This is a genomic window from Bradyrhizobium canariense (genome assembly GCF_018130465.1).
Classification (GTDB): domain Bacteria; phylum Pseudomonadota; class Alphaproteobacteria; order Rhizobiales; family Xanthobacteraceae; genus Bradyrhizobium; species Bradyrhizobium canariense_C.
Window position 1 is genome coordinate 310,175 of sequence record NZ_JAFCKJ010000002.1, and the last position, 26,341, is coordinate 336,515.

Consider the following 26,341-nt stretch of genomic DNA (forward strand, 5'->3'; position numbering starts at 1 on the left):
ATGTCCGAAAACCGCTTCACACTTTTCGGCATCATGCCCTCAATGTGCCGCCGGTCTTCTTCGTCACCTCCGCCACGATTTGCGCGGCGACGGCCTCGATCTCCTGGTCGGTCAGGGTCTTTTCGCGCGGCTGGATCGTCACCGCGATTGCGATCGACTTCTTGCCGTCGTCGATGCCCTTGCCTTCGTAGACGTCGAACACGTTCACGGCCGTGATCAGCTTCTTGTCGACGCTCTGAGCCGCGCGCACGATGTCGCCGCCCTTCACGGTGCGGTCGACGATGAAGGCGAAATCGCGCGAGACCGGCTGGAGTGCCGACAGCTCGATCACGGGCTTGGCACGGGTCGGCTTCTTCTTCGCCTCGGGGATGCGGTCGAGGATCACCTCGAACACCATCAGCGGGCCGCCGGCGCCGAGCGCCTCGAGCGCGCGCGGATGCATCTCGCCGAAGTAGCCGAGCACGTTCTGCGGCCCGATCTGGATCGTGCCGGAGCGCCCGGGATGCAGCCAGGACGGGCCGCCCGCGACGATCTGAAGTGCCTGCATCGGCGCGCCGGCAGCGGCGAGCACTGCGAGCGCATCGGCCTTGGCGTCGAACAATTCAGCCTGTGCCGAACCCGACCAGTGCCGGCCGAGACCTTGCGACGACGCAAAGCCGCGGCGGACGCCGCTTGCGGCCGTGAACTGATCCTCTGGGCGATCGCCTTTGAACACCTGCCCGACCTCGAACAGCGCGACATCGCCAAAGCCGCGATCGGCATTTGCCTGCGCCGCCGCGATCAGGCCGGCCAACAGGGTCGGGCGCATATCGGACAAATCCGACGCGATCGGGTTGGCGACTTCGAGTTCGCGCTGGCCGCCGCCGAACAGCTTTGCGGCAGACTTGGTGATGAAGGACCATGTCACCGCTTCGATGATGCCGCGGGCCGCCAGCGCGCGCCTGGCGCGGCGGGTGCGGAGCTGAAGCGGGGTCAGCACGGATTTGCGTGCGTCCTCGCCGCGCTCGAACGGCGTCATCGGCACCTTGTCGACGCCGTAGATGCGGACGACTTCCTCGACGATGTCGGCCTTGCCGTGCACGTCGGTACGCCACGACGGCACCGCGACCTTCACGACTGGTCCCGGGCCTGCCATCATGAAGCCGAGATGGGTCAGGATGCGCTTCACCTCCGGCATCGGCACCTCGATGCCCGAGAGCCGCTTGACCTCGGTGACCGGAAAATCGATCACGCGGTCGTCGCCGAAGGTCTTGCCGACCACGACGTTCTCGGACGGCGTGCCGCCGCACATCTCCATCACCAGCTTGGTCGCGAACTCCAGCCCGGGCACCATGAAGGCCGGATCGACACCGCGCTCGAAGCGATAGCGCGCATCCGAATTGATGCCGAGCTTGCGGCCGGTCTGGGCGATGTTGATCTCGTTCCACAGCGCCGATTCGATCAGCACGTCCGTGGTGCCTTCGTCGCAGCCCGAGGCCTCGCCGCCCATGATGCCGGCGAGCGATTCGACGCCGTGCTCGTCCGCGATCACGCAAATCGCGGGATCGAGATTGTAGCTGCGGCCGTCGAGCGCGAGCAGCGTCTCGCCGTCACGGGCGCGGCGCACCACGAGATTGCCCTTCACCTTCTTGGCGTCGAACACGTGCAGCGGCCGTGCGCGGTCGTAAGTCATGAAGTTGGTGATGTCGACCAGCGCGTTGATCGGGCGCAGCCCGATCGCGGTCAGCCGCTTCTGCAGCCATTCCGGCGACGGGCCGTTCGTCACGCCGCGCACGAGGCGCAGCGCGAAGCCCGGGCAGAACGCCGCGTCCTCGACCGTGACATTCACCGGGCACGGGAATTCGCCCTTGATCGGCTTGATGGTCGGGTCTTTGAACTTGCCCATGTCGGCGGCGGCAAGATCGCGCGCGATGCCGTGGACGCCGGTGCAGTCCTGCCGGTTCGGCGTCAGATTGATCTCGACCACGGGATCGCCGAGGCCGGCCCATGCAGCGTAAGCAGCGCCGATCGGCGCATCCGCGGGCAATTCCATGATGCCGTCATGGTCGTTGGAAATCTGCAATTCAGCCGCCGAGCACAGCATGCCGCGGCTCTCGACACCGCGGATGGTGCCGACACCGAGCGTGATGTCCTTGCCGGGAATGTAGGTGCCGGGCGGTGAGAACACGCTGACGAGACCCGTTCGCGCATTCGGCGCGCCGCACACCACCTGCACGGGCGCACCACCGTCACCGGTGTCGACCATGCAGACGCGCAGGCGATCCGCATTCGGATGCTGCTCGGCGGAGATCACCTTGGCGATGGTGAACGGCTTCAGCGCCTTCGCCTTGTCCTCGATGTTCTCGACCTCGAGCCCGATCATGGTGAGCTTCTCGACGAGCTTTTCCAGCGGCTCGTCGGTGTCGAGATGTTCCTTCAGCCAGGAGAGGGTGAATTTCACGAGCTCAGCCCTCCCGCGAGGGTCGGCACTTCCAGCGGCTTGAAGCCGTAATGGGACAGCCAGCGGACGTCGCTGTCGAACAGCTGGCGCAGATCGGCGATGCCGTATTTCAGCATGGCGATGCGGTCGATGCCCATGCCCCAGGCAAAGCCCTGGTACTCGTCGGGATCGATGCCGCAGGCGCGCAGCACGTTCGGATGCACCATGCCGCAGCCGAGAATCTCGAGCCAGTCCTCGCCCTCGCCGAAGCGGATCTCGCCCTTGTCGCGGCGGCACTGGATGTCGACTTCCAGCGACGGTTCGGTGAAGGGGAAGAACGAGGGCCGGAAGCGCATGTTGATGTGGTCGACCTCGAAGAACGCCTTGCAGAACTCGTGCAGGATCCATTTGAGGTGGCCGAGATGCGAGTGCTTGTCGATGACGAGGCCTTCGACCTGGTGGAATTGCGGCGTGTGGGTCGCATCCGAATCGATGCGATAAGTGCGGCCCGGGCAGATCACGCGGATCGGCGGCTTCTGGCTGAGCATGGTGCGCACCTGCACCGGCGAGGTGTGGGTGCGCAACAGCATGCGCGAGCCGTCCTCCTTCGGGTGGAAGAAGAAGGTGTCGTGCATCTCGCGCGCGGGATGGCCTTCCGGAAAATTCAGCTTGGTGAAGTTGTAGTCGTCGGTCTCGATATCCGGGCCTTCGGCGACCGAGAATCCCATGTCGGCGAAGATCGTGGTCAGCTCGTCCCAGACCTGGCTCAGCGGATGGATGCGGCCGGCTTCAGTCGGCGCATCGCGCAGCGGCAGGGTGACGTCGATGGTTTCCGACGCAAGCCGTGCGTCGAGCGCCGCCGATTTCAAAACGTCGCGCCGCGCGGCGAGTGCCGCGGTGACCTTGTCCTTGGCCTGGTTGATCGCAGCGCCTTGGGTCTTGCGCTCGTCCGGCGACATTTTTCCGAGCGTGGCAAGAAGCGCCGAGATCGAACCCTTCTTGCCGAGGGCTGCGACGCGCACCGCTTCGAGGGCGGCCTCATCGCCGGCGGCGGCGATCTGGTCGAGGATGGATGTTTCGAGCGTTGCGAGGTCGGACACGGTCAAATTCCTGCTGCCAAATTCGGCTGGGTTGTCGCCGCCCGAAGGCCGTAACGTCAAGCGAAAAGCCGGTCATTTCGGGCTTGGGAACGGCTGGGTTGAACCTCGCGCGGGGGCCTGGCACCAAGGGGGGTACGAGGAGGCGTTCGCGATGCTCTCAAGATCCTGTCTGGCTGCTCTCGCCGTCGTTCTCTCTGTCGCGAGCACCCCGGCGCGCGCCATGGTCTGCATGGAGAAGTCCATGACGCTGGACGAGGTCGTCGACACCATCGGTGCCCAGAAGGGCTGCGAAAGCGCGATGAAGGTGTTTCAGGAGTGCCAATTGACCGCGAGCGGCGATGTCCAGCTCGGCGCCGCCGTCGAGAAGAAATGCGAGGCGGACTTCATGGCCGGCCTCAACACCGCACGGAAACGCGCTTACCAACGCGAGATGCGCGTCTGCGACCAAAAGTACCGGAATAAATCCGGCACCATGTATCTGTCGTTTACGGCATTCTGCCGGGCGGAGGTCGCCCAGCGCCACTCGCAACGCACGCTGAAGGCCGGCGGAGCCGGCCGTTAGCGCTGGCGTGCTCAGGCCGCCAGAGCGGCCTTGGCCTTCTCGGCGATCGCCTGGAACGACGCGGGCTCGTTGATCGCGAGATCCGACAGCACCTTGCGGTCCACGGTGATCCCGGACTTGGCCATGCCATCGATAAAGCGGCTGTAGGTCAGGCCGAACGGACGCACAGCCGCGTTGATGCGCTGGATCCAGAGTGCGCGGAACGTCCGCTTCTTGCGCTTGCGATCACGGAAGGCATACACCAGAGCCTTCTCGACCGCCGGCTTGGCGGTACGGATCGTGTTCTTGCGGCGGCCGCGGAAACCCTTGGCGGCCTTGTAGACTTTCTTGTGCTTGGCGTGGGCGGTCACACCGCGTTTGACGCGAGCCATGACAAATTTCCTTCAGAGATGACTTGATGTTCGGATCGCCGCGAAAGCTGCGGCGCTGGTGGCAATGATCGTGGACGCGATCAGGCGTTCGGCAAGAAGTACTTCTTGACGTTGTCGCCGTCGGTCTTGAACAGCACGGCGGTGCCGCGCAGCTGACGGATCTGCTTCTTCGTCCGCTTGATCATGCCGTGACGCTTGCTGCGATGAGCGAACATCACTTTGCCGGTGGCAGTCACCTTGAAGCGCTTTTTAGCGCCCGATTTGGTCTTCAGCTTGGGCATTTGGCTCTCCTAATGGCCATAAAAATCCGCCCGCGAAGGCGGCTGGCCGTCAAAATGCTCGTTAGAGCGTTGATTGTGCTCAGGTTTTACGAACTAGCGCGAAACCCGCACGGACACCGCCACGGCAGCCCTTAATCAGCCGGGCAATGAAGGCTGGGCTTATGACAGAGGACGGGCGAATTGGCAACGATGAACCGGTGGAACCTAGCCGGCGACTATCCGGAATTGCTAAACCTCATGTCCGAGCCGTGTCGCCCAGAGCAGGACCAAAATGCCCCATTTTTCCCAATCGCTTCCGTCCTTGACTGATTTCGCTCGTCCGCGCCGCCTGGCGCTGTTGGCCGTGCTCGCCATTGCTGCGTTTCCGTCGACTGCCGACGCTCGCATCCGCGGCTATGACGGCGTCTGGAACGTCACCTTCGCCACCACCCGCGGCAATTGCAGCTCCGGCTACAGCGTTCCCTTCACCGTCGCCGGCAGTCGGGTGTCGTCCGCCGGCGGTGGCCGGGTCTCCGGCAAGGTCAATCCCAGCGGTGCCGTCGCGGTCCAGGTTTCGGTCGGGGCGTCCCATGCCAGCGGCGGCGGCCGGCTCGCCGGCGGGGCCGGGACCGGCTCCTGGCACGGCATCATCTCCGGCGACAGCTGCAGCGGCATCTGGCAGGCGACAAGGACGTAACGGTCGCCAAGAGAACGGTGCGCTCCTCTCCCGCAAGCGGGAGAGGCAAGAAAACAAAACGGCCCGCCGGAGATCCGGACGGGCCGTTGAATTCCTCAGCCTAAAGAACCGGAGTCAGCGCGGCGCCAGTACCATGACGACCTGACGGCCCTCGAACCGTGCGTCCTGCTCCACCTTGGCGAGCTCGGCGACGTCGGTCTTGATCTTGTCGAGCAGCTTGGTGCCGATCTCCTGATGCGCCATTTCGCGGCCGCGATAGCGCAAGGTGATCTTGACCTTGTCGCCCTCCTCGAAGAACCGCTGCATTGCGCGCATCTTCACTTCGTAATCGTGGTCGTCGATCATCGGGCGGAGCTTGATCTCCTTGATCTCGACGATCTTCTGCCGCTTGCGGGCTTCGGCGGCTTTTTTCTGCGCGGAATACTTATACTTCCCGTAGTCCATGATCTTGCAGACGGGAGGGCTGACGTTCGGCGAGATCTCGACCAGATCCATGCCGGCCTCTTGGGCCAGGCGGATAGCTGCGACGGTCTCGATCGTGCCCTTGTTGTCACCGGTCTGATCGATCAGCTGGATCTGCGCATTGCGAATATCGTCATTGATGCGCGGCCCGTCTTTGGCGGCAGTGGGCGGGGCTTTATTGGGACGGCGAATGGGTGGTTCTCCAAAGTTATGAAAAGAGGCGGCTATTTTGCAGGAAGATACGGTTGCCGGCAAGCAATCGCTCGTGCGGCGGTCGAAAAAGCCTCAAATGCGAGGCATTTTGGCCACGGCGGGGCACGCAGACCGACATAGACACCTTGCTTCTGTTCCGCAAGCGTCCCAAAGGGCCAATGCCGACGTCCGGCTGCGCTGCGGAGCACGGCCGGACAGCTTTCAAACCGCACAGCCAGAGTAAACGTTCCATGACCCCTGCAATTCCCGATGCCGTGCTCGACTTCATCGATGTGGGCGAGGGCCCGTCCGCACGCCGGATCGCGGTGCGCCGCCGCGCCAGCCAAGAATCTGGCCAGGAATCTGGTCAAGAATCTGGTCAAGAATCTGGTCAAGGACCCGGGCTGGTCTGGCTCGGCGGGTTCAAATCGGACATGCGGGGCAGCAAGGCCGTGGCGCTGGACGACTGGGCCCGGGATCATGGCCGCGCCGTGGTGCGGTTCGATTATTCCGGCCACGGCGAATCCGGCGGCGATTTCGCCGACGGAACCATCGGGCGCTGGCTCGAGGAAAGCGTCGCGGTGTTCGAGCGGTTCTGCGCCGGCCCGCAAGTCCTGATCGGCTCGTCGATGGGCGGCTGGATGGCGCTCCTGCTCGCGCGCGAGATCAAAAAGCGTTCTGGCAAAGCATCGCTGGCGGGCCTGGTGCTGATCGCGCCGGCGCCCGACTTCACCGAGGAGCTGATGTGGAAGAATTTCCCGGCTGCGGTGAAGAAAGAGATCGAGACCAATGGCCTGTGGCTGAGACCGTCGGACTATGGCGACGGCTCGCCCTATCCGATCACGCGGAATCTGATCGAGGAGGGGCGCAACCACCTCGTGCTCGGCGGCGCCATCGATCTCGGCTGTCCCGTCCGCATCCTGCAAGGCGCGCAGGATCCTGACGTGCCCTGGCAGCACGCGTTCGCGCTAACCCATCGCCTGCCGGCCGACGACGTCGTGCTGACCCTGATCCAGGACGGCGATCACCGCCTCTCGCGGCCGCAGGACATCGCCCGCATTCTTGCCGCGGTGGCCGAGATCGGGTGAAATCGCCGCCCAGCACTCGGTGTCATCGCCCGACTTGATCGGGCGATCCAGTATTCCAGCGACTGCAGTGATTGAACCGAGAAGCTGCGGCGTACTGGATGCCCCGCCTTCGCGGGGCATGACGAAGAGAGTGGGAGAAACGCCAATGACCACCGCCATGCTGCGCGCCTTCTGCGACGCCGTCGAACAACGCAACGGCCGAGCCTTTGCCGACCTGTTCACCGAGGACGGCGTCTATCACGACGTGTTCTACGGCGCCTTCGCCGGCCGCGAGAAGATCGCCGCGATGATCGACGACTGGTTCTATCGCACGGCGACCGATTTTCGCTGGGACATGCACGACCCGGTGTCGAACGGCATCACGCTCTATGCGCGCTACACGTTCAGCTACCGTTCGACCTTGCCGGAGGCGAATGGCGCGCGGGCGATGTTCGAGGGCGTGGCGATCATGACACTTCGCGACGGCAAGATCGTCAGCTATCACGAGGTCGCGAACACCGCGCCGGCGTTTGTCGATCTGAAGTTTGCGCCTGACAGGATCGCGAAGATCGTCGCCAAGCAGGGCGCGGAGCTGAAAGCGCGGGCCGAGATGAAGCGGCATTTGGCGTGATGCACCACTCTCTCCGTTCCCTTCCCCCTTGCGGGGGAGGGCAGGGAGGGGGGTAGCCACGGGCGAGAGCGGTGCTTGTGGCCACCCCTCTTCCCAGCCCTCCCCCGCAAGGGGGGAGGGAGCGCACTGTGCGCGGGGCTAACGTCTCGGCTTCTTCGGAATGACGAACAACACTACGGCGGCGCCGGCTTCGCCATCGGCTTGCGCTGCGCCAGCGCCGCGACCGTGGCGGTGCCGATCGGGCCCGCTTCATCGTAGAGCCAGCATTCGCCGATCGCCACACCGTCGGTGGCCTGGTGGTTCACCACGTCGAAGCCGATCCAGTTCGTCACCGGCAGGCGGTGCAGATAGATCGTGACGTCGCTGTTGATGTAGCCGAGTCCCTTGTCGCCGGCGTTCGCGAACGGGCTGGCGAAGTCCGCGCCGGTGGCGACATGGACGAACGGCGTCATCGGCACGCCCGCGACCAGCTCGCGCACCTCGCTCATCCAGAGTTTTCGTGGCCCGAGCGAGCCCATATGGCCGACGATCGGTCGCGTGGTCCATTTGCCGTTCATGCCGAGCCGCGGATCGGTCGGCTTGGGAATGTCGGCCGGCTTCGGCACGTCCCAGTTCGGCGGCGACCAGACATTGCCGCCCGGATTCTGTGTCCGACGCAACAGCTGGCACGAGGCGCGCGCCATGCCGACGCCGCCGGAGAAGAACTCCGCTTCCACGACGCGGATGCGCATCCCGTCGCGCACCAGCCGTGTCGTCACCTCGATCGGCTTGTCGATGGTCGGCAGCCGAAACATATCGACGGTCAGCCGCGCCGGCACGAATCCAGGGCCGGAATGCCGCTCCTCGATGGCGAAGCCGAGCAGGCCGATGATGACGCGTCCGTGCAGCGATTTCGGATCCCACGGACCGTTGGCGACTTCCGTCGGATGGAATGTGTCGCCGTCGCGGGTGAAGAAAGGCATGTTTGTCATGACGCGCGAGCTTGAAGGAACGTGTGGGGAAATCAAGGTCCCCAATCCACATGGTGAGGAGGCGCGAAGCGCCGTCTCGAACCATGCAGGCCCCTCGGCAGCAGCTCGGCCTGCATCCTTCGAGACGCGCGCGAAGAAGCGCGCTCCTCAGGATGAAGGGAAGGAGCGGAGTGTTAGGAGGCGGCCAGCCACTCCTCACACACGCCATCATCACGCTCGCGCGCGATGGCAGTTGCTCTCATTGCGTCGAACTCCTCCCGCGACACCAGCTGCCCCAGCGCCCACACCGCAGCGCCACGCACCAGCGGGCTCGCATCCTCCAGCAATCGCCGCGCCTCGTCCGCTAACGCCGCGTCGCCGGAGTTGCCGATCGCGATCAGCACGTTGCGCAAGAAGCGATCGCGACCGATGCGCTTCACCGGCGATTTCGTGAACAGCGCGCGAAACGAAGCGTCGTCGAGCCGTGCGAGCTCGCCAAGACCCGGCGCTCGCAAAGCGTCACGTGCGGCGAGCTTGGCCTCACGGCCCTCCTGCGCGAACTTGTTCCAGGGACAGGCGGCGAGGCAATCGTCGCAGCCATAGATGCGGTTGCCGATGCCTTTACGAAATTCGCGCGGGATCGGTCCCTTGTTCTCGATGGTGAGGTACGAGATGCAGCGCCGCGCATCGAGCTTGTAGGGCGCGGGGAAGGCCGCGGTCGGGCAGATGTCGAGACACGCCCGGCACGAGCCGCAATGATCGATCTCGGCGTCGTCGCGCGGCAGCTCGAGCGTGGTGTAGATCGCGCCGAGAAACAGCCATGAGCCGAATTCGCGCGAGACCAGATTGGTGTGCTTGCCCTGCCAGCCCAGATGCGCCGCTTGCGCCAAAGGCTTCTCCATCACGGCCGCGGTGTCGACGAACACTTTCACTTCGGACGGCACGGTCGCGACCAGCCATCGCGCCAGCGCCTTCAGGCGCTTCTTGATGAGGTCGTGATAGTCGTCGCCCTGCGCATAGACCGAGATCGCCGCGCGCGTGCGCTGTTGGAGGATCGCGAGCGGATCCTGGTCGGGGCCGTAATTGACGCCGAGCATGATGACGCTGCGCACGTCCTGCCACAGCCCGCGCGGATCGACCCGCCGCTCCGGCTGCGCGGCGAGCCAGTCCATGTCGCCATGGCCGCCGGATGCGATGAATTCGAGAAAGTGTTTTCCGGCATTTTCGATCATGCCGGGCTGGGTGATACCGATGCAGTCGAAGCCGAGCGCGCGTGCCTCGCTTGCAAGCGCCGTCTTCAGTTCGGTCGGATCGGAGTTCAGAAGTCGAGGTCCACGTAGGTCCGCGACGCCGGCACGCCCGCCAGCCATTCGCTCAGCAGCGGACGGAACGACGGGCGGGATTTCACCCGCGCGTACCACGCCTTTGCCGCGTCGTCCTCGCTCCATGGCACGTCGCCCAGATAGTCGATCGCCGAGAGGTGCGCCGCGGCGGCGAGATCCGCGTAGGTGAGCCGGTCGCCGGCGAGGAAATTACGTGTCTGCGCCAGCCAGCCGATATAGGCCAGATGATAGCGCACGTTTGCCTTGGCGGCTCGCATCACGTCGGCCGAGGGCGGGCCGCCGCCGTTGTCCTCGCTCATGAAGCGCTTGTAGATGCGCTCGGTGACGAGCGGGTGGGAGACTTCCTCGAAGAACTTTTCGTTGAACCAGGCCATCAGCCGGCGCACCTCGACGCGCTCGCCGATCGTCTCCGGCATCAGGCGCTTGGGTCCCATGTCGTGCCCGTAGGACTCGTCGAGATATTCGGCGATGATCGCCGCGCCCGGTATCGGCGGCTGCTCGTCGTCCACCAGGACGGGCGTCGTGCCCGCCGCGTTGAGCAGCAGAAATGCTTCGCGCCGCTCCCAGCTGCGCTCTTCGACCAGCTTCAGCTCAAGCCCGTATTCCCCCGCGATCAGGCGGATGAACCGCGACTGCGGACAGAACGGATGATGAAACAGCGTAAACATGAAGCCTTTGACTATTTGATGGTGCTTAAGAATCCATCAATGTTTGTGCGGCGCCACACTAGTCTTTCAAAACCGCGAAGCAAGGGCGCGACGCCGCATTTTGCGATTGCAGCACGGGAGCGGATGGGCGAGAAGAGCCCCGCTTTTCCAGCGCAAATGGACCGTAAATATGTCAGATGCAATACGGGCAGTGATCCTCGGCATCATCGAGGGTGTGACCGAGTTCCTTCCCGTTTCCTCGACCGGCCATTTGCTGCTTGCGGAGCGCTTCTTCCATCTCGGCGAGGGCGCGTTCTGGGATTCGTTTACGGTCCTGATCCAGCTCGGCGCCATCCTCGCGATCGTCGTGTTGTACTTCAAGAAATTGTGGGATGTCGCGATCGGCATGTTCACGGGCGACGCCTATGCACGCCGCTTCGTGATCGGCGTGCTGGTGGCGTTCCTGCCCGCTGTCATCGTAGGTCTCGTCGCCGGCAAGTACATCAAGAGCATGCTGTTCAATCCGTGGGTGGTGTGCTTCTCGCTGATCGTCGGCGGCGCCATCCTGCTCTGGGTCGACAAGCTCGATCTCAAGGCGCGCGAGCATGACGCCACCCGGTTTCCGCTGCTGATGTATCTCTATATCGGCATCGCGCAGTGTATCGCGATGATCCCGGGCGTGTCGCGCTCCGGTGCCAGCATCGTCGCGGCGATGTTCCTGGGGGCCGACAAGCGCGCGGCGGCGGAGTTCTCGTTCTTCCTCGCCATCCCCACCATGATCGGCGCGTTCGCCTACGATTTCTACAAGAACCGCTCCGAGATGACGATGGACCACATGGGCATCGTCGCGATCGGCTTCGTCGTGTCGTTCATCACCGCGATCATCGTGGTGAAGGCGTTCCTCGGATACGTCACCCGTCACGGCTTCGTGGTGTTCGCCTGGTGGCGCGTGATCGTCGGCACGCTCGGCCTGATCGCGCTGGCGCTGGGGCGGTAACTCCCGAAGACGTCGACGCGCCAGGAAGCGGAAATTCTGGCGATTGTGGGATGCGCACTGCGGCCGCGGCCGCGGTGCACTCCCTCGTCCCGTTCTTACGGGGAGAGGTGAGAAAAGACCCTACGCGCTCTTGCGCTGGAACTGCCCGGCGGCGCGGAAACGCCAGAGATATTGCGGGGCGATCGCTTCAAGCGAGTCGGCGGCGATGCCGAGGCCTTCCAGTGTCAGGCCGGCGGCCTTCGCCGCATCCGACACGACATTGTCGCGCGCGAGCAGCGTGACCTGGTCCGGCGTCAGCTTGAGCGCGCCCGGCGCGAATTGCAGGAAGTTGGCCTTGAAGCGGGCCAGTCCGAACGGCAGCGGCACCAGCATCGGCTTGCGATCGGCGATCTCGAGGATGGCCTCGATGATCTCGCGCATGGTCAGCACTTCCGGCCCGCCGAGCTCGTAGGTGGCGCCCGCCTTGGCCTTGCCGTCGACGGCATCCGCGATCGCGGTGGCGACGTCGCCGACATAGACCGGCTGCATCCGGGTACTCTCGCCGATCAGCGGCAGCACCGGCGACATCCGCGCCAGCGCCGCGAAGCGGTTGGTGAACTGGTCCTCGGGGCCGAACATCACGGAGGGGCGGAAGATCGTCGCCGACGGCACCGCGGCCAGGACCGCGGCTTCGCCGGCCGCCTTGGCCTGGGCATAGCGCGAGGGCGATTCCGCGTCGGCGCCGATCGCGGAGACATGGATCAGGCGCGCGCCGGCCGCGGCCGCCGCCTTGGCGACCGTTTCGGCGCCCTTGGCCTGGACAGCGTCAAAACTCTGCGCGCCACCCTCGGCGAGGATGCCGACCAGATTGATCACGACCTGCGAATCACGCAGCGCCGCCTCGACCGAGGCCGGATAGCGCAAGTTCGCCTGAATGGTGTGGACCTGCCCGACCTTGCCGGACGGCTGGAGGTACCCGGCCAGCTCCGGCCGTCGCACCGCGACCCGGACCCGGTAGTCGCGCCGGCACAACGCGCGGACGACATTTCGGCCCAAAAACCCCGATCCGCCGAAAACCGTGACGAGAGTTTCCAGATTCGATGCCATGGGGGCCATTCCTGGGATCCATTCCTGCGGGAAGAGTGCGTCTCGTCAGGCTTGTACCGAGCCGGTTTGCGATGCGCAATCCGCATCCCGAAGCAGGGTTCAAGCATGAATTGACAACCGCGTCACCGAACCGTAGTAACCGCCTCCGTGCCTAACCGGCATGCCCAGGTGGTGGAATTGGTAGACGCGCTGGCTTCAGGTGCCAGTGGCTTAACGGCCGTGAAGGTTCGAGTCCTTTCCTGGGCACCATACAATTCTGGATATCAAACAAATCCAGATAGATAAGCCCAATCAGAGAGTTGCGTTGGCCCCGACTGTGTAACAATGGGGTGTAACATTGCTGTTCAGGGTTGTTCGGCCGAAGACGTTAACTCGCTGCAAGGGCGCGAAGTGAAGCTGCGCGAAACTAGCCGCGCACTAAATTCTAAGGGGATGCACGTCTTTATTCGCGGCGAGCGGGGATTGGAAAGATGTCTACGGCTCCTGGCATCGCTACTGTTCATGCTGAGCAGCCTCGATAGGAGGCATCTGATGGCCATCCTCAAGGGTGCGGCTCGGTAGACCTTATCGTCAATCGAGACGAGCCCCCGCCTTGGACTGGTTCGGGCTGCAAATAATCACGACAGAAGTGCATCTTTCTAACTTCACGACACTATTCGAAACCCTTGGCCTTCAGAACGGTCCGGCTGCCAGGCGAGGATAGGAACGCGACCAGCGCTTTTGCAGCATCGGCCTGATTGCTACCGATAATGATCCCCGGAGCGAACTGGGTGTAATTCTGTATATCTGACGGCAACGGGGCAATGAGTTCGATAGTGGGCTGTGCGAGAATTTCGCTGACTTGATTGAAGCCTATCTCGACCTCGCCGCTGGCCACGCTGGAATAAAGTGTTCCAAGCGTTGACAGCCTTGTTTTGGATTTCATCTCCCCAGCGATCCCCATTCGTTCAAGTAAGTTTGCCACGTAGATGCCACTGGCACCTCCGCCTGATGGATCGGGATAAGCGATCGATCTTGCTGCCAGCATGGCGCGTTTAAAAGCGTCGGCCGAACTTATATCGGGCTTCGCGGCACCCTTGCGCACAAACGCGCCAACACCGACCTTTGCGACAACGACGCGGTTCCCCGCCACGACTTTGCCCTGCATCTCAAGCCGGTCAATTGCTTGAACTGAACTCAAGATTACGTCGGCAGCCTCACCCTTTAGAACACGCTCCGCCACAGCACCTGCGGTCCCGTAGTCGACCGTTACCTTGTACCCTGAGGATTTTTCAAAATCCGGTACTAGAGCTTCAATTGCGGGATGCAAGGCAGAGGCGGATAGGAGCCTAACTTCAGCGTCTTTGGCGGCAGCTCCCACTGTAACGCCGAGCGATACAAGCCCAATCGCAACTCCCGCAAATGTACTTAGTAGGTTGTGCCGGTTCATGGCTTTTCCCCTTGTACGCTTTGTTTCGGTTTCGGCGAGATACTCAACTCTTCAAAAGATCAGGGCGTCAGTCTATGCACCCGAAGCCGAGTTTTTCGCGGAGAGTCTAGCGCAACCCGCCGCGACGCAATCGAAAAGCGCAGACTAGTTCCACATCGTGGACACTGCCGAGCAGCTGTGCCACGATAACGTCTGCCCCTGAGGGCGGAGCGATATCGTTAGGCATCTCATGAAATCCCGTGGCAGTCGCGATCCCACCGGCGCCCCACTGGTCGATAGGCCCGGCGGAACGCAAAGTATTCAAAGAGCATTGGCTGTGTTGCGGATCCTGGCCACGGCCCGCGAGGCAGGCCTGAGACTCAGCGAAATTTCCAAGCAGGCGGAGCTCACTCGGCCCACGACACATCGGATCCTGAGCGTCTTGATTGCGGAAGACACCGTTGAGAGGCGAAAGGGCTCTCAGCGATACCTGATCGGCGAACAGATACCATTGCTGGCCCTGTCGCGGCGAACACGCGATCCCCTCCTCGATATCGTTAGTCCTCATCTGCGGACTGCGGTCAGTGAACTCGGTGACACCGGCTTTTTCACGCGCTGTGTCGGACTTGAAACGGTCTGCGTCGCAAGGCAGCTGGGAACCGCCCCTATCCAGGCGCTATCTTGGGATGTAGGCGAACGCCGCCCCCTTGGCGTTTCCAACGCCGGAATTGCGATCCTATCCAGCATGCCCGCCGGAGCGGCACGCGAAGTGCTCGCCAAAAATCGATCGCGTTTCTCTCGCTACGGTTTCTCGACGGAAAGGATCTTACAGGAGGTCGCAATGGCGCGATCGAAAGGCTTTGCAAGTCGCGCGCTGTCCCTCATTCCTGGCGCAAGCCCCGTCTCCGTGACCATCCGGTCTCCTGGTGGCGTAGTTCGTGGCGCACTTACGATAACGCCAACAGCGCGACGCCGCTCGCCCGAACGCACCGCGGAGATCGCAGCTTGCCTGCGCCGGCACGCCACGGCGGCTGAATTTGAACTCAGCAATGCGGTCACCCCGCGGCCGGCGCGCGGTTAAGAATTGCGAGGCGGGTTCGCCGATGCGAATGCCTGGAGTTAAGAGAGGCAGGTCCGAAAGGGTCATGAACGACAACAATCAAGGTGAGAATAGGTCCGCTTTCGGATGGATCGCGACCAGTTGAGCCTGACAGCCGAGCCATGATTCAAGCCACCCAACGGAAGGGGCCGAATCATGCGCTACGAACTCACGAACCATGAGTGGTTTGCCATTAAGCCGATGCTGCCGAACAAGTCGCGCGGCGTGCCACGAGTGAATGACCGTCGTGTCCTCAATGGCATCTTCTGGATCTTGCGATCCGGGGCACCGTGGCGCGACCTGCCGGAAAACTTCGGTCCGTACACGACTTGTTACAATCGGTTCGTTCGCTGGCGACGGGCGGGCGTGTGGGCCAAGATCATGAGCGCACTGGCCGGTGCCCATGATGCGGCCGTGCACATGATCGACACGTCTATCGTTCGCGTGCATCAAACATGGAGCCTGTATCAGAAGGAACCAGCGCCAATCGATCAGAAGGTCACGCGGCGGACCGACGAGTTGAGCGCCGGCGAGGCGCACGACGTTCGACTTGCCGGAAAACTGCTGTCTCGTCTCAAATCCGGATCAATGCTGCTTGCCGACCGTGGCTATGACGCCGACTGGATCAGGGAGCTTGCTATGAAGAAGGGCGCGCGGGCCAACATTCCGCCGAAAAGCAATCGCAGCGATCCGATCTGCTTTAGCCCGTACCTCTATCGCGCTCGCAACCTCGTCGAACGGTTCTTCAACAAAATCAAGCAGTGCCGTCGGGTGGCGACGCGCTACGACAGGCTTGCAGAAAACTACCTTGCCTTCGTCCAACTCGCATCTATCCGCCTATGGCTGGCCGCGCGTTATGAGTCCGCGCCCTAGGCTCGCAGGGCTCGGACCAAGTTTGTCGGGGCACAACCCAGTGTAACAATCGAATGGCGCGATCTAAAAAAATCGTGTAATATCAATGGCATTCGAGGGCGCGACGACATTCCTTTCCTGGGCACCACCTCCTACTCAAGCGATTGAAATCGCTTTTGCAGGGAATTTGAGCTGCTGACCGGTACACAAAACCGAGGCACGGCGCTCACGGCGTACCGAATGGCCTACATCGCTCTTCGGGTCGACTCCTCTCGCCACATTTTTCGGCTCCGAACGCCCGCCGATGTCCTGTCTCGCTGCGGAATGAACCGGCGCGTCTTGATCCAGATTCCGGAGTTCATGGGGGGCTAGCTTCGTCAGTCGCTCAGGCAAGCGCTACGCGCCGACAGCCGTTGCCCGGATGCTAGGTGAGCTATGAACGACGTCCACCGCGCTCGCGGCCGAAGCCGTCGTCGCTATGTGGGAAAACGTCGGCAAAGCTGATGACCCCAAGCGCCTAAGAGGTCTCAGTGCTCGTTGACTGCAGCGCCGAGCTTGATCAGGCTCAGCGAGCGGTTCGCGGTCTCGCGCAGGCGGCAGTAGCTCGCGTCGCCCGGGTACATGCCGGGCTCGACTTTGTCGAAGACCGCGCAGAAGCGATCACGCGACGCGGCGAAAGTTTTCTGCGAGTCATTGACCGCCTGGATCACGTCAGCGAACCCGCCGGCCTGAACCTTCTTTAGCGCCTCACTGGTTTTCTGCGTCCAAATGGCGAGTTCGCGCGCCGCGCAGGCTTTCCATTTGGCGACGTCGTCATTCGCGCCCTTTGCCGCTTTGATGCAGGGGTCGGCGACGAGCCCGACGCACGCGCCGCCGAAACCGCCGGTTTTCTCCGCGGTCTTCAGGCAGGCATCGATCACGGCAAGGTCGGCTGGCGCGGTGCCTTGGGCGAAAGCCATCGATGCGAGCGGGAGGCTTGCGGCGAGCATCGCGGCGGCAAGTTTGAGCTTCATTGGAGGTCTCCGTTCGCCGCATCGAAAATATGGGACACAATACCACTGCGAGCGCATGAAGCTCAGCGAGACAGTAGACCGGCGGGTGTGGCGGAAGGGCCGGACGGCGAGTGCGAAGGGAAACGAGGGGTTATGCGGCTTCGGCTACGCCCTCTCCAATCAATGCCTTTGAATGCGCCTTGACCTGACTTACGAGATTTTCGACCAATAGGTGATACATGCAACTTTGGTCATCGAAGGCCCAGCGTTGGTTCACCTGAATGTGGAACAGGAGCTACGCTGACGAATACGAATAATGACGGCGGGCCCGGTTAAGGCACGCACGGCCTCTGCTCAGCGGTGACGGTGAGGGGATCACTTGCCGTCCGTCTGGCCCGCCAATCTGGCTTCGAGCCGATCGAACACGTCAGAACCCGGCTTGGTCCGGCCGGCATCGGCATCGGCGAGTCCGCGTGCAATCGAAGCGTCCAGGGCGGCCAGCCTCGCCTCTCTTTCCTGCACGAGGCGTTCGCCCTCGCGCAGCACTTCGCTCTTGGAATGGTACCTGCCGGACGCCACGAGTTCGTTCACCACGCTCTCGAGCGTCTCTCCCAAATCAGCACTGACAGCCATGCCACATCTCTCCGTTTCGCCACCAATAACTATTATTGGATAAGAGGATTTTTAAGCAGAAACAGTTGCTTGGAGGTCTCAGAAGCCCGCTGTCGCACCGAATTTCGTTCGCCAAACCCCATCGATTGCAGCATCCGAATTTACTCCACTTTAGACAACTTGGCCCTAAGTCAGCGGCCAGGCTCGCATCCGGCGATCGGCGAGCCGGCAGAGCCATCGGGCTCGCTTTGTCGTGAGGGAAGCGGTGGATCAGCACCAGGTCTGGCACGAGCCGGCATTCGACAAGGTTGCGAACGCGATCAGCCCGATTTTTCTGAGATCGGGAATCTATCTGTTCCTGATCTCGTTCATTTGCCTGTTCTACGTCTTGAACGCGCCGTTTCTGCTCGGTCACTACGATCTGGGCTGGCATCTGGCGGCCGGAGATCTCATCCGGGAACGCAACGCGATCCCGCTCCAGGACCCCTGGTCGTTCACCCACGGCGACAAGCCATGGTTCAATCTGTCCTGGCTCTGGGACGCGCTTGCCAGTGCGACGTTTCAGTACGCCGGCTTTGGCGGCCTCGTCCTGTCGACGGTGGCCTGTGGCGCAGCGATCGTCGGCATCCTGACTGCGATCTCTCTTGGTTACGGTGCGTCGCCGGTCGCGGTTTGCGTTTCGGTGTTCTTTGCCTGCCTGCTCTATCCCGCTTACGAAGCTGCGCCGAACATGTATCTCGCGGTCTCGCCGAATACATGCACGATGTTGTTCTGCGCCGTCTTCTATCGCGAATGCCTGAGACGAACGCGATGGTTCGTGCTTCCCGTGTTGATGGCGCTCTGGGCCAATCTGCACGGCGGTTTTCTGCTCGGCTTTTTCGTGATTGGCGTCTTCTTCGGCGCCGCCTTGCTCAGAGGGGCCTGGGCCGACCTCAGGATCCTTGCTCTCGCGGGGATCGGGTGCCTTGCTGCGACACTCGTCAATCCGCTCGGCTGGAATATCTATGCCGGTGCCGCCGCGACGATGGGGCACTTCGTCCAGGGCAATATTACCGAATGGCTGCCCTACTATGACAACATGGAAATGCCAGGCAGCATTCCCGGCATCCTGTACATGCTGGCCTTCGTCGCGCTCGAGCTTCGCTACAGAAACTCCAGGCCGGTGCCACTTGAACCGAGGCTGATGTCCTGGCTGTTCCTGATTCTGGGACTGTATCAGTTCAGGTACGTCGCCTTCTTCTTCATTTTCTCGACCGCGCCGATGGCGCTTCACCTCAGCCGCTTGCTGCCTCGGCGTCTCACCGGTCTCGACGTGCGTGGACCGTTGCTCGCCGCCGGCATCGTCGGTCTGTGCACCCTGCCGATGGCCTATTTGCGCGTTGCGCCGGCGCTCGCACTGCCGCCGATGCTGTCGACCGAAGATGCCGGCTATCTGCAAAAGCATCTCGCCGGTGCGCGGATCCTGAACCATTGGAACGTCGGCGGCTACCTGATCTTCGCGACGCACGGCACCATTCGCCCGTTCGTCGATGGCCGCGCCGCCACCGCCTATCCGGACGATTTGCTGCGCGACTATTTCAAGCTGGTGAGCTGGGAGGTCGACGAGGCGGCGTGGGACATGGTGCTCGATAAATACCGGATCGACGCCGTGCTGTGGGTCAAGGCGCACGAACAGCTGCGGCGGTTTCTCGTGGAGCGGCGAGGCTGGCGTGAGCAATACACCGGCGCCTACGAGACCGTTTACGTCAAGCCCCAATCCGGTTTTGCCGGCGAAGCCAAAAGACAATGACGACCAGCGCCGCAGCTCTGCCCGCCGTCGCACCCGCCGTCAAAGCCGAAAGCTTCGCGACGCGGTACGGCGTCTTCTGCGCATTGCTGCTGCTGGCTGCGGCGGTCCGGCTGCCGCTCGCCTTCTGGCCGAACATCGTTCACGTCGACGAGCTGTATCAATATCTGGAGCCGGCCTGGCGCCTGCTTGGCCACCAGGCGGTCGTCACCTGGGAATGGCGCGACGGCATTCGGAGCTGGTTTCTGCCGACCTTGTTCGCAGGGCCGGTCGCTCTGGGAGACTGGCTTGCGCCGGGCGGCTGGGGCGCCTTCGTCGCGCCTCGCCTGGTGGTTGGGCTTGCCTCGCTGTCGATCGTCGCGACGGCCTGGCATTTCGGCGAACGCATCTCCAGGTCGCATGCCGTCGTTGCGGCGTTTGCCGCCGCGGTCTGGTTCGAGCTGGTCTACTACGCGCCCCACACGCTGAGCGAACCGCTGGCGACGGCCGTGATCCTGCCGGCGGCTTATCTGCTGACGGGCGAACTCGCGCGAAACCGGCTCTTCGCCGCAGGCGCATTGCTTGCTCTTGGCTGTGTCTGGCGCTTTCAATATGTGCCGGCTTGCGCGGTGTTTGCGTTGGCGGCGTGCTGGCGCGATCCGCGAAGCGCGATTGCCCTGGTCGCGGGCGGATGCGTCGTCCTGGTGCTGTCCGGCGCCGTCGACGTGGTCCACGGCTCAGCGCCGTTTGCGTGGCTCGTCCAGAATATTCAGCAAAACCTCCTGCATGACCGCGCATCGGAATTCGGTGTCGCGCCGGCGGCCGCTTACATTCTCCAGGCTTCAATTCTGTGGTCGGGCGCGATGTTGCTGATGCTGCTGGCGCTCTGGCGCGGCTGGCGACATGCCCCCCTGCTGATCGTCGCGGCCGTCGTGAACGTCGCGTTTCACAGCATGATCGTGCACAAGGAATACCGTTTCATTTTCCTGTCGATCGCCCTGCTGATCATCGCTGCGGCACTTGGCTCCGCCGATTGGGTCGAGATGATGCGCCGGCACAGCGCGTGGCGCTCCCGGGCATTTGCCGTCGTGTGCGGCGGCTGGCTGCTGCTCTCGCTCGGTCTGTCGGGTGCAACGCCCATCATGCGCGACAACTGGATGCGCGGCATCGGCGTGGCCCAATTGGTGGCTGAGCTCGAAGCCGATCCTGAGTTCTGCGGTCTGGCCCTGTACGCTATCAGCTATCCCTTTGTGCCCGGACGCGGGCAGCTCGCGGCCCACCGGCCGGTCTATTCCTTTTATCGGGACGACCCCCTGGCCAAGGGAGGACTTCCGGCTCTGGTGCAGACGCACCAGGCCGGGTTCAACCGCATCATCGGCCCGGCGAACCTGGCCAGCGAATTGCCGGCGGATTTCTCGCGACGAAGTTGCGCAATGACGAGCGACGAGAAGCCGGCCTGCGTCTTCGCGCGGCGCGGCGCTTGCGATGCGCCCGCCAGCCCCTTCGGCGTCAACGACGTGCTCGTGCGCCTGAACTACTAGCCGTGCCCGATGCTTGCGCCGGCGGCTGCCAACGGATACATCGCGGCCGGCCCTCGCCAGCGTCTGTCCCGGGTATTAGCCTGCGAAGGCGCACCGATTCGATTGAGGTTTGAAACGCCATGACCGTACGCCTGCACCGCGGCGACCTGCCCGATCTGTCCCGCTACACCGGAGCGGTGGCGATCGACACCGAGACCATGGGCCTGAACCCGCATCGCGACCGGCTCTGCGTGGTGCAGCTCTCGCCCGGCGACGGCAGCGCGGACGTGGTACAGATCCCGAAGGGTCATACCGACGCGCCGAACCTGAAGGCCCTGCTGGCCAATCCCGCGATCACGAAAATCTTCCACTTTGCGCGGTTCGACGTCGCGGTGCTGTACCAGACGTTTGGCGTCATGACCGGACCGATCTACTGCACCAAGATCGCCTCCCGCCTGATCCGCACCTACACCGACCGCCACGGCCTCAAGGACCTCGTGCGCGAGGTGCTCAATGTCGACCTCTCCAAGCAGCAGCAATCGAGCGATTGGGGTTCCGACAGCCTGACCGAGCCGCAGCTCGCCTACGCCGCCTCCGACGTGCTGCATCTGCACGGCTTGCGCGAGCGCCTCGATGCCATGCTGGTGCGGGAAGGCCGCACAGCGCTGGCCAAGGCCTGCTTCGACTTCCTGCCGACCCGCGCCCTGCTCGATCTCCAGGGCTGGGCCGAAGAGGACATTTTCGCCCATTCCTAAGGTTTCGCGTGGCGTCCAGGCTGGCGGTCGCCCCGTTTCAGACACTTTCGTAACGGCCTGTCGCTGGCTGCATATTCTGGCGTTGCCGGCTACAATGGGGGTGCGCGTCAACCGGACAAGGCGAGCGACACCTCAGGAGCCCAGGTGAATTCGGCCCGTAATGTCACCTATGACGCCGCGCTTGCGGCGAAGTTCGCCAGCGCGGCGCGCCACAGCCGCATGGTGCGGATTCTGCGCATCGCGGTGCCGGCGACAGTCGCTGCGGCAATGGGTCTGCTCGTCCTCATATCGACCATTTTCAACCCCTTCCAGATTCCCGTGAAGCTCGACTCCGGAAATCTCGTGGTGACAGGCACCAAGATCACGATGGAATCGCCGCATATGTCCGGCTTCACCCCGGACCAGCGGCCCTATGAGCTCTGGGCCAAGACCGCGACACAGGACATTACCGATCCCGATCATGTCGATCTCCATGATCTGCGCGCGAAAGTGCTGATGGAAGACCAATCGACGCTGTTCCTCGATGCCCGCACCGGAAGGTTCGACAACAAGCAACAGCAGCTCGACCTGCACAAGGACATCTTCCTGCGCACCTCGACCGGCTACGAGGCACGGTTGAACTCGGCCTTCGTCGACATGGGCAAGGGCACGGTCACCTCGGATGAGCATGTTGACGTCAAGCTGACCAACGGCACGCTGACCGCCGATCGGCTGCGGATCACGGAAGGCGGCGACGTCATCCGCTTCGAAGGCAATGTGGTGATGCATCTCGACAAGCTGGACGATCCCGCCGCCAGCCCGGCTGCGCCGGCCGAGCCCGCGCCGGCGGCGAAGACACGTACGCCCCAGAACAAGTCTGCCAATTCAAAGTGATTTTCATGATCAGGTTTTTCCCGCGCAACGAAGACAAGCGGCGCGTTATCCCTGGTGCGGCCGCGCTCGCCGTCGGCATCGCGTTGATCGCAACGGGTGCGGCAATCGCGCAGAGCACGATGCAAGGCGTGCCCAACGCGATGCAGGGCTTCTCGCAGAACCGCGATCAGCCGATCCAGATCGAAGCCGCCTCGCTCGAGATGCGCGACAAGAAGAAGGAAGCAACCTTCTCCGGCAATGTGAAGGTCGTGCAGGGCGACACCACCATGACCTCGAAGACGCTGGTGGTGTTTTACGATTCGGGCGGCGACAAGCCGGCCGCGCCGCAGCCTGCGGCGAAGGCGACAAAGGGCGCGCCGATACAGTCGGCGACGCCGGGGCCGGGTGGCAGCTCCTCGATCAAGCGGCTGGAGGCGCGCGGCAATGTCGTCGTCACCCAGAAGGACCAGGTGGTGACAGGCGAGACCGCCGTGTTCGACACCAGGACCAACCTCATCACCATGCTGGGCGGCGTCGTCTTGACGCAGTGCAAGAACGTGCTGCGCGGCGACCGGCTGGCGGTCGATATGACCACGGGCGTGTCGCGTGTGGAATCCGACAGCGGCCGGGTGCAGGCGCTGCTGCCGCAGGGCGGCGGCAATGATTGCGGATCCGGAGGCGCGGGCAAGCCCGGTGCGGGGCCCTTGCAATTGCCTGGCGCAAGTAAGCCCAAGTAAGCCCAAGTCAGTCAAAGTAAATTTAAAGAATGATTTCAATTGCTTGGGCTGATTGCCCCCCATCCGAGGTTGAAGCTTGCCCGCCGAGACTGTATCTAGCGCGAAGGGCTTTCGAAGCGGCGTCCGCCGCTTTTCGGGCGTGTTTCACTGGGCATGAGACATTCCGTCACTCATGTTGTGTCGGCGAATCGTGAGGCCGGCTCGGCAGATCGCGCGGGTTCCGCGCAGGATCGTCGCGAAAGGCTAGAAGGCGGGGATGGTCGATCTCTTCAGCATGTTCCGTCGGCGCCCTGCCAAACGCGGCCGGCCAGGATTTGCGCGTCAGGACATCACCGCGCTCGGTGACAGCGTCGGCGGTCTGGTGGCCAGCCCGGTCCGGGACGCGCCGCCGATCGCCCGTAACCAGCCGATGCATGCACCCGATCAGTTCCAGGGCGACTATCAAGCCGAGCAGCCTCGGGCCCAGGCGGTTCACCCCGTGAGGGCTGCCAGCAGGCCTAACGGTGCCGGTGGGCCTCAGCTCTTGAAGCGGCCGGGCTTCCTGGCTGTGCATAGCGTGGAAAAGAGTTTTGGCAGCCGCCAGGTCGTGCGCGGCGTCAGCATCTATGTGCGACGCGGCGAAGCGGTCGGCCTGCTCGGCCCGAACGGCGCCGGCAAGACCACCGTCTTCTACATGATCACCGGCCTGATCAAGGCCGATCGCGGCGCGATCGAGCTCGACGGCCACGACGTCACCAAGCTGCCGATGTATCAGCGCGCGCGGCTCGGCATCGGCTATCTGCCGCAGGAAGCCTCGATCTTCCGCGGCCTCACCGTCGAGCAGAACATCCGCGCCGTGCTCGAAGTGGTCGAGCCCTCGCGCAAGAAGCGCGAGCAGCAGCTCGACTCGCTGCTCGACGAATTCAACATCACGCGCTTGAGGAAATCGCCGTCGATCGCGCTGTCCGGCGGTGAGCGGCGCCGCGTCGAGATCGCGCGCGCGCTGGCGACGCGTCCGAACTACATGCTGCTCGACGAGCCCTTTGCCGGCATTGATCCGATCGCGGTCGGCGACATCCAGGACCTCGTCCGCCATCTCACCAACCGCGGCATCGGGGTGCTGATCACCGACCACAATGTGCGCGAGACGCTCGGCCTCACCGATCGCGCCTACATCGTCTATGCTGGTGAAATCCTGACCGAGGGCAGCCCGGATGAGATCGTCGCCGATCCGGACGTGCGCCGCCTTTACCTTGGTGAGGAATTCCGCCTCTAGCCCGTTTTTCCAATTCGTCAAGACGTGTACATCGGGCTCGGACTAGGATAAGCAAAAATCGGACCAACTTTTGGGATCGGTTCTTGCTTCATGGCGCTTTCGCAGAGATTAGAGTTCCGGCAATCGCAGTCGCTGGTCATGACGCCGCAGTTGATGCAGGCGATCAAGCTGCTGCAATTGTCCAATCTCGATCTCACGACCTTCGTGGAAGAGGAGCTCGAGCGTAACCCCCTGCTGGAACGGGCCAATGACGAGCCGCCCGCGGGCGAGGGCCCGGCCGAGACCGGCCAGTTCAACGACAGCGACGGCGGCCACAATGACGAGCCGGGCGGCGGTCCGGGCGAGGCCTTCGAGCCCGGCCAGGAAGAGTGGATGAGCAAGGATCTCGGCACCCGCGCCGAGATCGAGCAGACCATGGACACCGGGCTGGACAACGTCTTCTCCGAGGAACCGGCCGAGGCGGCTGCGCGCAACGCCCAGGATGCGGCGCCGACCACCTATACCGAGTGGGGCGGGGGCGCCTCCGGTGACGAGGACTACAATCTCGAAGCCTTCGTCGCCGCGGAGACCACGCTCGGCGACCATCTCGCCGAGCAGCTCTCGGTTGCCTTCACCGGGGCCGCGCAGCGCATGATCGGCCAATACCTGATCGACCTCGTCGACGAGGCCGGCTATCTGCCGCCGGATCTCGGCCAGGCCGCCGAACGGCTGGGCGCATCGCAACAGGACGTCGAGAACGTTCTTGCCGTGCTGCAGAAATTCGATCCGCCCGGCGTCTGCGCGCGCAATTTGAGCGAATGCCTGGCGATCCAGCTCCGCGAGCTCGACCGCTACGATCCCGCGATGCAGGCCCTGGTCGAGCATCTCGACCTCCTCGCCAAGCGCGACATCGGAGCCTTGCGCAAGCTCTGCGGCGTCGACGACGAGGACATCGCCGACATGATCGGCGAGATCCGCCGGCTCAATCCCAAGCCCGGCATGAAGTTCGGCTCGGCCCGGCTCCAGACCATGGTGCCTGATGTCTACGTCCGTCCGGGTCCCGATGGCGGCTGGCATGTCGAGCTCAACAGCGACACCTTGCCGCGCGTGCTGGTCAACCAGACCTACTATTCGCAGCTGTCGAAGAAGATCGGCAAGGACGGCGACAAATCGTATTTCACCGACGCGCTTCAGAACGCGACCTGGCTGGTGCGCGCGCTCGACCAGCGCGCCCGCACCATCCTGAAAGTCGCAACCGAGATCGTGCGCCAGCAGGACGGCTTCTTCACCCATGGCGTAGCGCACCTGCGACCGCTGAATCTGAAGGCCGTCGCCGACGCCATCCAGATGCATGAATCCACGGTGTCGCGCGTCACCGCCAATAAATACATGGCGACCAATCGCGGCACGTTCGAGTTGAAATATTTCTTCACGGCCTCGATCGCATCGGCCGATGGCGGCGAGGCGCATTCGGCCGAAGCCGTGCGTCACCACATCAAGCAGCTGATCGATGCGGAGGCGCCGTCCGCGATCCTGTCCGACGACACTATCGTGGAACGCTTGCGCGGCTCGGGCATTGATATTGCCCGCCGCACGGTCGCGAAGTACCGCGAAGCCATGCGCATTCCTTCCTCGGTGCAACGCCGCCGCGACAAGCAGAGCGCTCTTGGTAACGTCCTCTCCACCGCCATGGCCGATCGCTCCCGCAATCCCGAACCGGCCTGATTGCGC

Annotated in this window: 26 protein-coding genes and 1 tRNA gene; 15 read left to right on the forward strand and 12 right to left on the reverse strand. The window is 63.3% G+C overall.

What is annotated here, in order from left to right:
• Positions 1-31: 31 nt before the first annotated feature.
• Complete coding sequence (gene pheT / locus JQ591_RS05775) at positions 32-2,440, reverse strand: phenylalanine--tRNA ligase subunit beta (protein ID WP_211395066.1); 2,409 nt, start codon at positions 2,438-2,440, stop codon at positions 32-34.
• A complete protein-coding gene (gene pheS, locus JQ591_RS05780) occupies positions 2,437-3,519 on the reverse strand; it encodes a phenylalanine--tRNA ligase subunit alpha (RefSeq protein WP_211395067.1) in 1,083 nt (360 codons plus the stop codon). Before pheS ends, pheT begins: the two co-directional genes overlap by 4 nt.
• A 151-nt stretch (positions 3,520-3,670) precedes the next feature.
• On the opposite strand from pheS, the gene JQ591_RS05785 reads away from it, so the two are divergent.
• On the forward strand, positions 3,671-4,081 hold the full coding sequence (locus JQ591_RS05785) for a hypothetical protein (RefSeq protein WP_211395068.1): 411 nt from the start codon (positions 3,671-3,673) through the stop codon (positions 4,079-4,081).
• Between the two features lie 11 nt (positions 4,082-4,092).
• Here the strand turns inward: JQ591_RS05785 and rplT are convergent, their stop codons facing one another.
• Complete coding sequence (rplT, locus tag JQ591_RS05790) at positions 4,093-4,452, reverse strand: 50S ribosomal protein L20 (RefSeq protein ID WP_007598538.1); 360 nt, start codon at positions 4,450-4,452, stop codon at positions 4,093-4,095.
• An 80-nt stretch (positions 4,453-4,532) separates the two neighbouring features.
• Positions 4,533-4,733, reverse strand: a complete 201-nt coding sequence (gene rpmI / locus JQ591_RS05795; RefSeq protein ID WP_007598540.1) for a 50S ribosomal protein L35 — start codon at positions 4,731-4,733, stop codon at positions 4,533-4,535.
• Between the two features lie 271 nt (positions 4,734-5,004).
• On the opposite strand from rpmI, the gene JQ591_RS05800 reads away from it, so the two are divergent.
• Positions 5,005-5,409, forward strand: coding sequence for a hypothetical protein (locus tag JQ591_RS05800; RefSeq protein ID WP_211395069.1), 405 nt, complete (start codon positions 5,005-5,007; stop codon positions 5,407-5,409).
• A 114-nt stretch (positions 5,410-5,523) separates the two neighbouring features.
• Here JQ591_RS05800 and infC read toward each other — a convergent pair whose 3' ends face one another.
• Positions 5,524-6,063: a translation initiation factor IF-3 gene (gene infC, locus JQ591_RS05805; RefSeq protein WP_085349942.1), complete on the reverse strand. Its 540-nt coding sequence runs from the start codon at positions 6,061-6,063 to the stop codon at positions 5,524-5,526.
• A 251-nt stretch (positions 6,064-6,314) separates the two neighbouring features.
• Here infC and JQ591_RS05810 point away from each other — a divergent pair, with 251 nt between their 5' ends.
• Together JQ591_RS05810 and JQ591_RS05815 are read left to right on the forward strand one after the other, a co-directional pair.
• Positions 6,315-7,151 (forward strand): alpha/beta hydrolase, encoded by an 837-nt coding sequence (locus JQ591_RS05810; RefSeq protein ID WP_211395070.1) that lies wholly within the window; start codon positions 6,315-6,317, stop codon positions 7,149-7,151.
• Between the two features lie 145 nt (positions 7,152-7,296).
• Positions 7,297-7,761, forward strand: coding sequence for a nuclear transport factor 2 family protein (locus JQ591_RS05815; RefSeq protein WP_211395071.1), 465 nt, complete (start codon positions 7,297-7,299; stop codon positions 7,759-7,761).
• A 173-nt stretch (positions 7,762-7,934) separates the two neighbouring features.
• On the opposite strand, the gene JQ591_RS05820 is transcribed toward JQ591_RS05815, so the two are convergent.
• The 3 genes from JQ591_RS05820 to JQ591_RS05830 form a co-directional block, all read right to left on the reverse strand.
• The gene (locus JQ591_RS05820) at positions 7,935-8,732 is read right to left on the reverse strand and encodes an acyl-CoA thioesterase domain-containing protein (RefSeq protein ID WP_211395072.1); all 798 of its coding nucleotides are present in this window, start codon (positions 8,730-8,732) and stop codon (positions 7,935-7,937) included.
• 173 nt (positions 8,733-8,905) lie between these two features.
• The gene (gene queG / locus JQ591_RS05825; RefSeq protein ID WP_211395073.1) at positions 8,906-10,081 is read right to left on the reverse strand and encodes a tRNA epoxyqueuosine(34) reductase QueG; all 1,176 of its coding nucleotides are present in this window, start codon (positions 10,079-10,081) and stop codon (positions 8,906-8,908) included.
• Positions 10,030-10,722, reverse strand: coding sequence for a glutathione S-transferase family protein (locus JQ591_RS05830; RefSeq protein ID WP_211395074.1), 693 nt, complete (start codon positions 10,720-10,722; stop codon positions 10,030-10,032). The genes queG and JQ591_RS05830 overlap by 52 nt, the downstream gene beginning before the upstream one ends.
• A 169-nt stretch (positions 10,723-10,891) precedes the next feature.
• Between JQ591_RS05830 and JQ591_RS05835 the strand changes: the two genes are divergently transcribed.
• Entirely contained in the window at positions 10,892-11,698 is an 807-nt protein-coding gene (locus JQ591_RS05835; protein WP_211395075.1) for an undecaprenyl-diphosphate phosphatase, read from the forward strand.
• Between the two features lie 120 nt (positions 11,699-11,818).
• Here JQ591_RS05835 and JQ591_RS05840 read toward each other — a convergent pair whose 3' ends face one another.
• Entirely contained in the window at positions 11,819-12,784 is a 966-nt protein-coding gene (locus JQ591_RS05840) for a complex I NDUFA9 subunit family protein (RefSeq protein WP_211395076.1), read from the reverse strand.
• A gap of 162 nt (positions 12,785-12,946) precedes the next feature.
• On the opposite strand from JQ591_RS05840, the gene JQ591_RS05845 reads away from it, so the two are divergent.
• A tRNA-Leu gene (locus tag JQ591_RS05845) sits at positions 12,947-13,033 on the forward strand.
• 403 nt (positions 13,034-13,436) lie between these two features.
• Here JQ591_RS05845 and JQ591_RS05850 read toward each other — a convergent pair.
• Positions 13,437-14,213: a molybdate ABC transporter substrate-binding protein gene (locus tag JQ591_RS05850; protein ID WP_211395077.1), complete on the reverse strand. Its 777-nt coding sequence runs from the start codon at positions 14,211-14,213 to the stop codon at positions 13,437-13,439.
• Positions 14,214-14,442: 229 nt separating this feature from the next.
• On the opposite strand from JQ591_RS05850, the gene JQ591_RS05855 reads away from it, so the two are divergent.
• Entirely contained in the window at positions 14,443-15,273 is an 831-nt protein-coding gene (locus tag JQ591_RS05855; RefSeq protein WP_283817695.1) for an IclR family transcriptional regulator, read from the forward strand.
• 174 nt (positions 15,274-15,447) lie between these two features.
• Positions 15,448-16,164 carry an IS5 family transposase gene (locus JQ591_RS05860; RefSeq protein WP_211395079.1) on the forward strand — a complete coding sequence of 239 codons (717 nt, stop codon included), beginning with the start codon at positions 15,448-15,450 and terminating at the stop codon, positions 16,162-16,164.
• A gap of 506 nt (positions 16,165-16,670) precedes the next feature.
• Here JQ591_RS05860 and JQ591_RS05865 read toward each other — a convergent pair.
• Positions 16,671-17,156: a lysozyme inhibitor LprI family protein gene (locus JQ591_RS05865; protein ID WP_211395080.1), complete on the reverse strand. Its 486-nt coding sequence runs from the start codon at positions 17,154-17,156 to the stop codon at positions 16,671-16,673.
• A 354-nt stretch (positions 17,157-17,510) separates the two neighbouring features.
• Positions 17,511-17,768 carry a type II toxin-antitoxin system ParD family antitoxin gene (locus JQ591_RS05870; protein WP_211395081.1) on the reverse strand — a complete coding sequence of 86 codons (258 nt, stop codon included), beginning with the start codon at positions 17,766-17,768 and terminating at the stop codon, positions 17,511-17,513.
• 244 nt (positions 17,769-18,012) lie between these two features.
• Between JQ591_RS05870 and JQ591_RS05875 the strand changes: the two genes are divergently transcribed.
• From JQ591_RS05875 to rpoN, 7 genes are all read left to right on the forward strand, one after another.
• Entirely contained in the window at positions 18,013-19,536 is a 1,524-nt protein-coding gene (locus tag JQ591_RS05875; RefSeq protein ID WP_211395082.1) for a hypothetical protein, read from the forward strand.
• The gene (locus JQ591_RS05880; protein WP_211395083.1) at positions 19,533-21,053 is read left to right on the forward strand and encodes a 4-amino-4-deoxy-L-arabinose transferase; all 1,521 of its coding nucleotides are present in this window, start codon (positions 19,533-19,535) and stop codon (positions 21,051-21,053) included. Before JQ591_RS05875 ends, JQ591_RS05880 begins: the two co-directional genes overlap by 4 nt.
• Positions 21,054-21,172: 119 nt before the next feature.
• A complete protein-coding gene (locus JQ591_RS05885; protein ID WP_211395084.1) occupies positions 21,173-21,787 on the forward strand; it encodes a ribonuclease D in 615 nt (204 codons plus the stop codon).
• A gap of 144 nt (positions 21,788-21,931) precedes the next feature.
• Positions 21,932-22,660, forward strand: coding sequence for an LPS export ABC transporter periplasmic protein LptC (gene lptC, locus JQ591_RS05890; RefSeq protein ID WP_211395085.1), 729 nt, complete (start codon positions 21,932-21,934; stop codon positions 22,658-22,660).
• 5 nt (positions 22,661-22,665) lie between these two features.
• Positions 22,666-23,376 (forward strand): LptA/OstA family protein, encoded by a 711-nt coding sequence (locus tag JQ591_RS05895; RefSeq protein ID WP_211395086.1) that lies wholly within the window; start codon positions 22,666-22,668, stop codon positions 23,374-23,376.
• A 256-nt stretch (positions 23,377-23,632) separates the two neighbouring features.
• Complete coding sequence (gene lptB, locus JQ591_RS05900; protein ID WP_211395087.1) at positions 23,633-24,631, forward strand: LPS export ABC transporter ATP-binding protein; 999 nt, start codon at positions 23,633-23,635, stop codon at positions 24,629-24,631.
• 90 nt (positions 24,632-24,721) lie between these two features.
• Positions 24,722-26,335 (forward strand): RNA polymerase factor sigma-54, encoded by a 1,614-nt coding sequence (gene rpoN / locus JQ591_RS05905; protein WP_211395088.1) that lies wholly within the window; start codon positions 24,722-24,724, stop codon positions 26,333-26,335.
• Positions 26,336-26,341: the final 6 nt, after the last annotated feature.

Excerpts from the sequence above, each read along its gene's own strand:
- JQ591_RS05785 (WP_211395068.1), top strand. The coding sequence starts at position 3,671 with ATGCTCTCAAGATCCTGTCTGGCTGCTCTCGCCGTCGTTCTCTCTGTC.
- rplT (WP_007598538.1), bottom strand. The coding sequence starts at position 4,452 with ATGGCTCGCGTCAAACGCGGTGTGACCGCCCACGCCAAGCACAAGAAA.
- rpmI (WP_007598540.1), bottom strand. The coding sequence starts at position 4,733 with ATGCCCAAGCTGAAGACCAAATCGGGCGCTAAAAAGCGCTTCAAGGTG.
- JQ591_RS05800 (WP_211395069.1), top strand. The coding sequence starts at position 5,005 with ATGCCCCATTTTTCCCAATCGCTTCCGTCCTTGACTGATTTCGCTCGT.
- JQ591_RS05810 (WP_211395070.1), top strand. The coding sequence starts at position 6,315 with ATGACCCCTGCAATTCCCGATGCCGTGCTCGACTTCATCGATGTGGGC.
- JQ591_RS05815 (WP_211395071.1), top strand. The coding sequence starts at position 7,297 with ATGACCACCGCCATGCTGCGCGCCTTCTGCGACGCCGTCGAACAACGC.
- JQ591_RS05820 (WP_211395072.1), bottom strand. The coding sequence starts at position 8,732 with ATGACAAACATGCCTTTCTTCACCCGCGACGGCGACACATTCCATCCG.
- queG (WP_211395073.1), bottom strand. The coding sequence starts at position 10,081 with ATGGCTGGCGGGCGTGCCGGCGTCGCGGACCTACGTGGACCTCGACTT.
- JQ591_RS05830 (WP_211395074.1), bottom strand. The coding sequence starts at position 10,722 with ATGTTTACGCTGTTTCATCATCCGTTCTGTCCGCAGTCGCGGTTCATC.
- JQ591_RS05835 (WP_211395075.1), top strand. The coding sequence starts at position 10,892 with ATGTCAGATGCAATACGGGCAGTGATCCTCGGCATCATCGAGGGTGTG.
- JQ591_RS05840 (WP_211395076.1), bottom strand. The coding sequence starts at position 12,784 with ATGGCATCGAATCTGGAAACTCTCGTCACGGTTTTCGGCGGATCGGGG.
- JQ591_RS05850 (WP_211395077.1), bottom strand. The coding sequence starts at position 14,213 with ATGAACCGGCACAACCTACTAAGTACATTTGCGGGAGTTGCGATTGGG.
- JQ591_RS05855 (WP_283817695.1), top strand. The coding sequence starts at position 14,443 with ATGAAATCCCGTGGCAGTCGCGATCCCACCGGCGCCCCACTGGTCGAT.
- JQ591_RS05860 (WP_211395079.1), top strand. The coding sequence starts at position 15,448 with ATGCGCTACGAACTCACGAACCATGAGTGGTTTGCCATTAAGCCGATG.
- JQ591_RS05865 (WP_211395080.1), bottom strand. The coding sequence starts at position 17,156 with ATGAAGCTCAAACTTGCCGCCGCGATGCTCGCCGCAAGCCTCCCGCTC.
- JQ591_RS05870 (WP_211395081.1), bottom strand. The coding sequence starts at position 17,768 with ATGGCTGTCAGTGCTGATTTGGGAGAGACGCTCGAGAGCGTGGTGAAC.
- JQ591_RS05880 (WP_211395083.1), top strand. The coding sequence starts at position 19,533 with ATGACGACCAGCGCCGCAGCTCTGCCCGCCGTCGCACCCGCCGTCAAA.
- JQ591_RS05885 (WP_211395084.1), top strand. The coding sequence starts at position 21,173 with ATGACCGTACGCCTGCACCGCGGCGACCTGCCCGATCTGTCCCGCTAC.
- JQ591_RS05895 (WP_211395086.1), top strand. The coding sequence starts at position 22,666 with ATGATCAGGTTTTTCCCGCGCAACGAAGACAAGCGGCGCGTTATCCCT.
- lptB (WP_211395087.1), top strand. The coding sequence starts at position 23,633 with ATGGTCGATCTCTTCAGCATGTTCCGTCGGCGCCCTGCCAAACGCGGC.
- rpoN (WP_211395088.1), top strand. The coding sequence starts at position 24,722 with ATGGCGCTTTCGCAGAGATTAGAGTTCCGGCAATCGCAGTCGCTGGTC.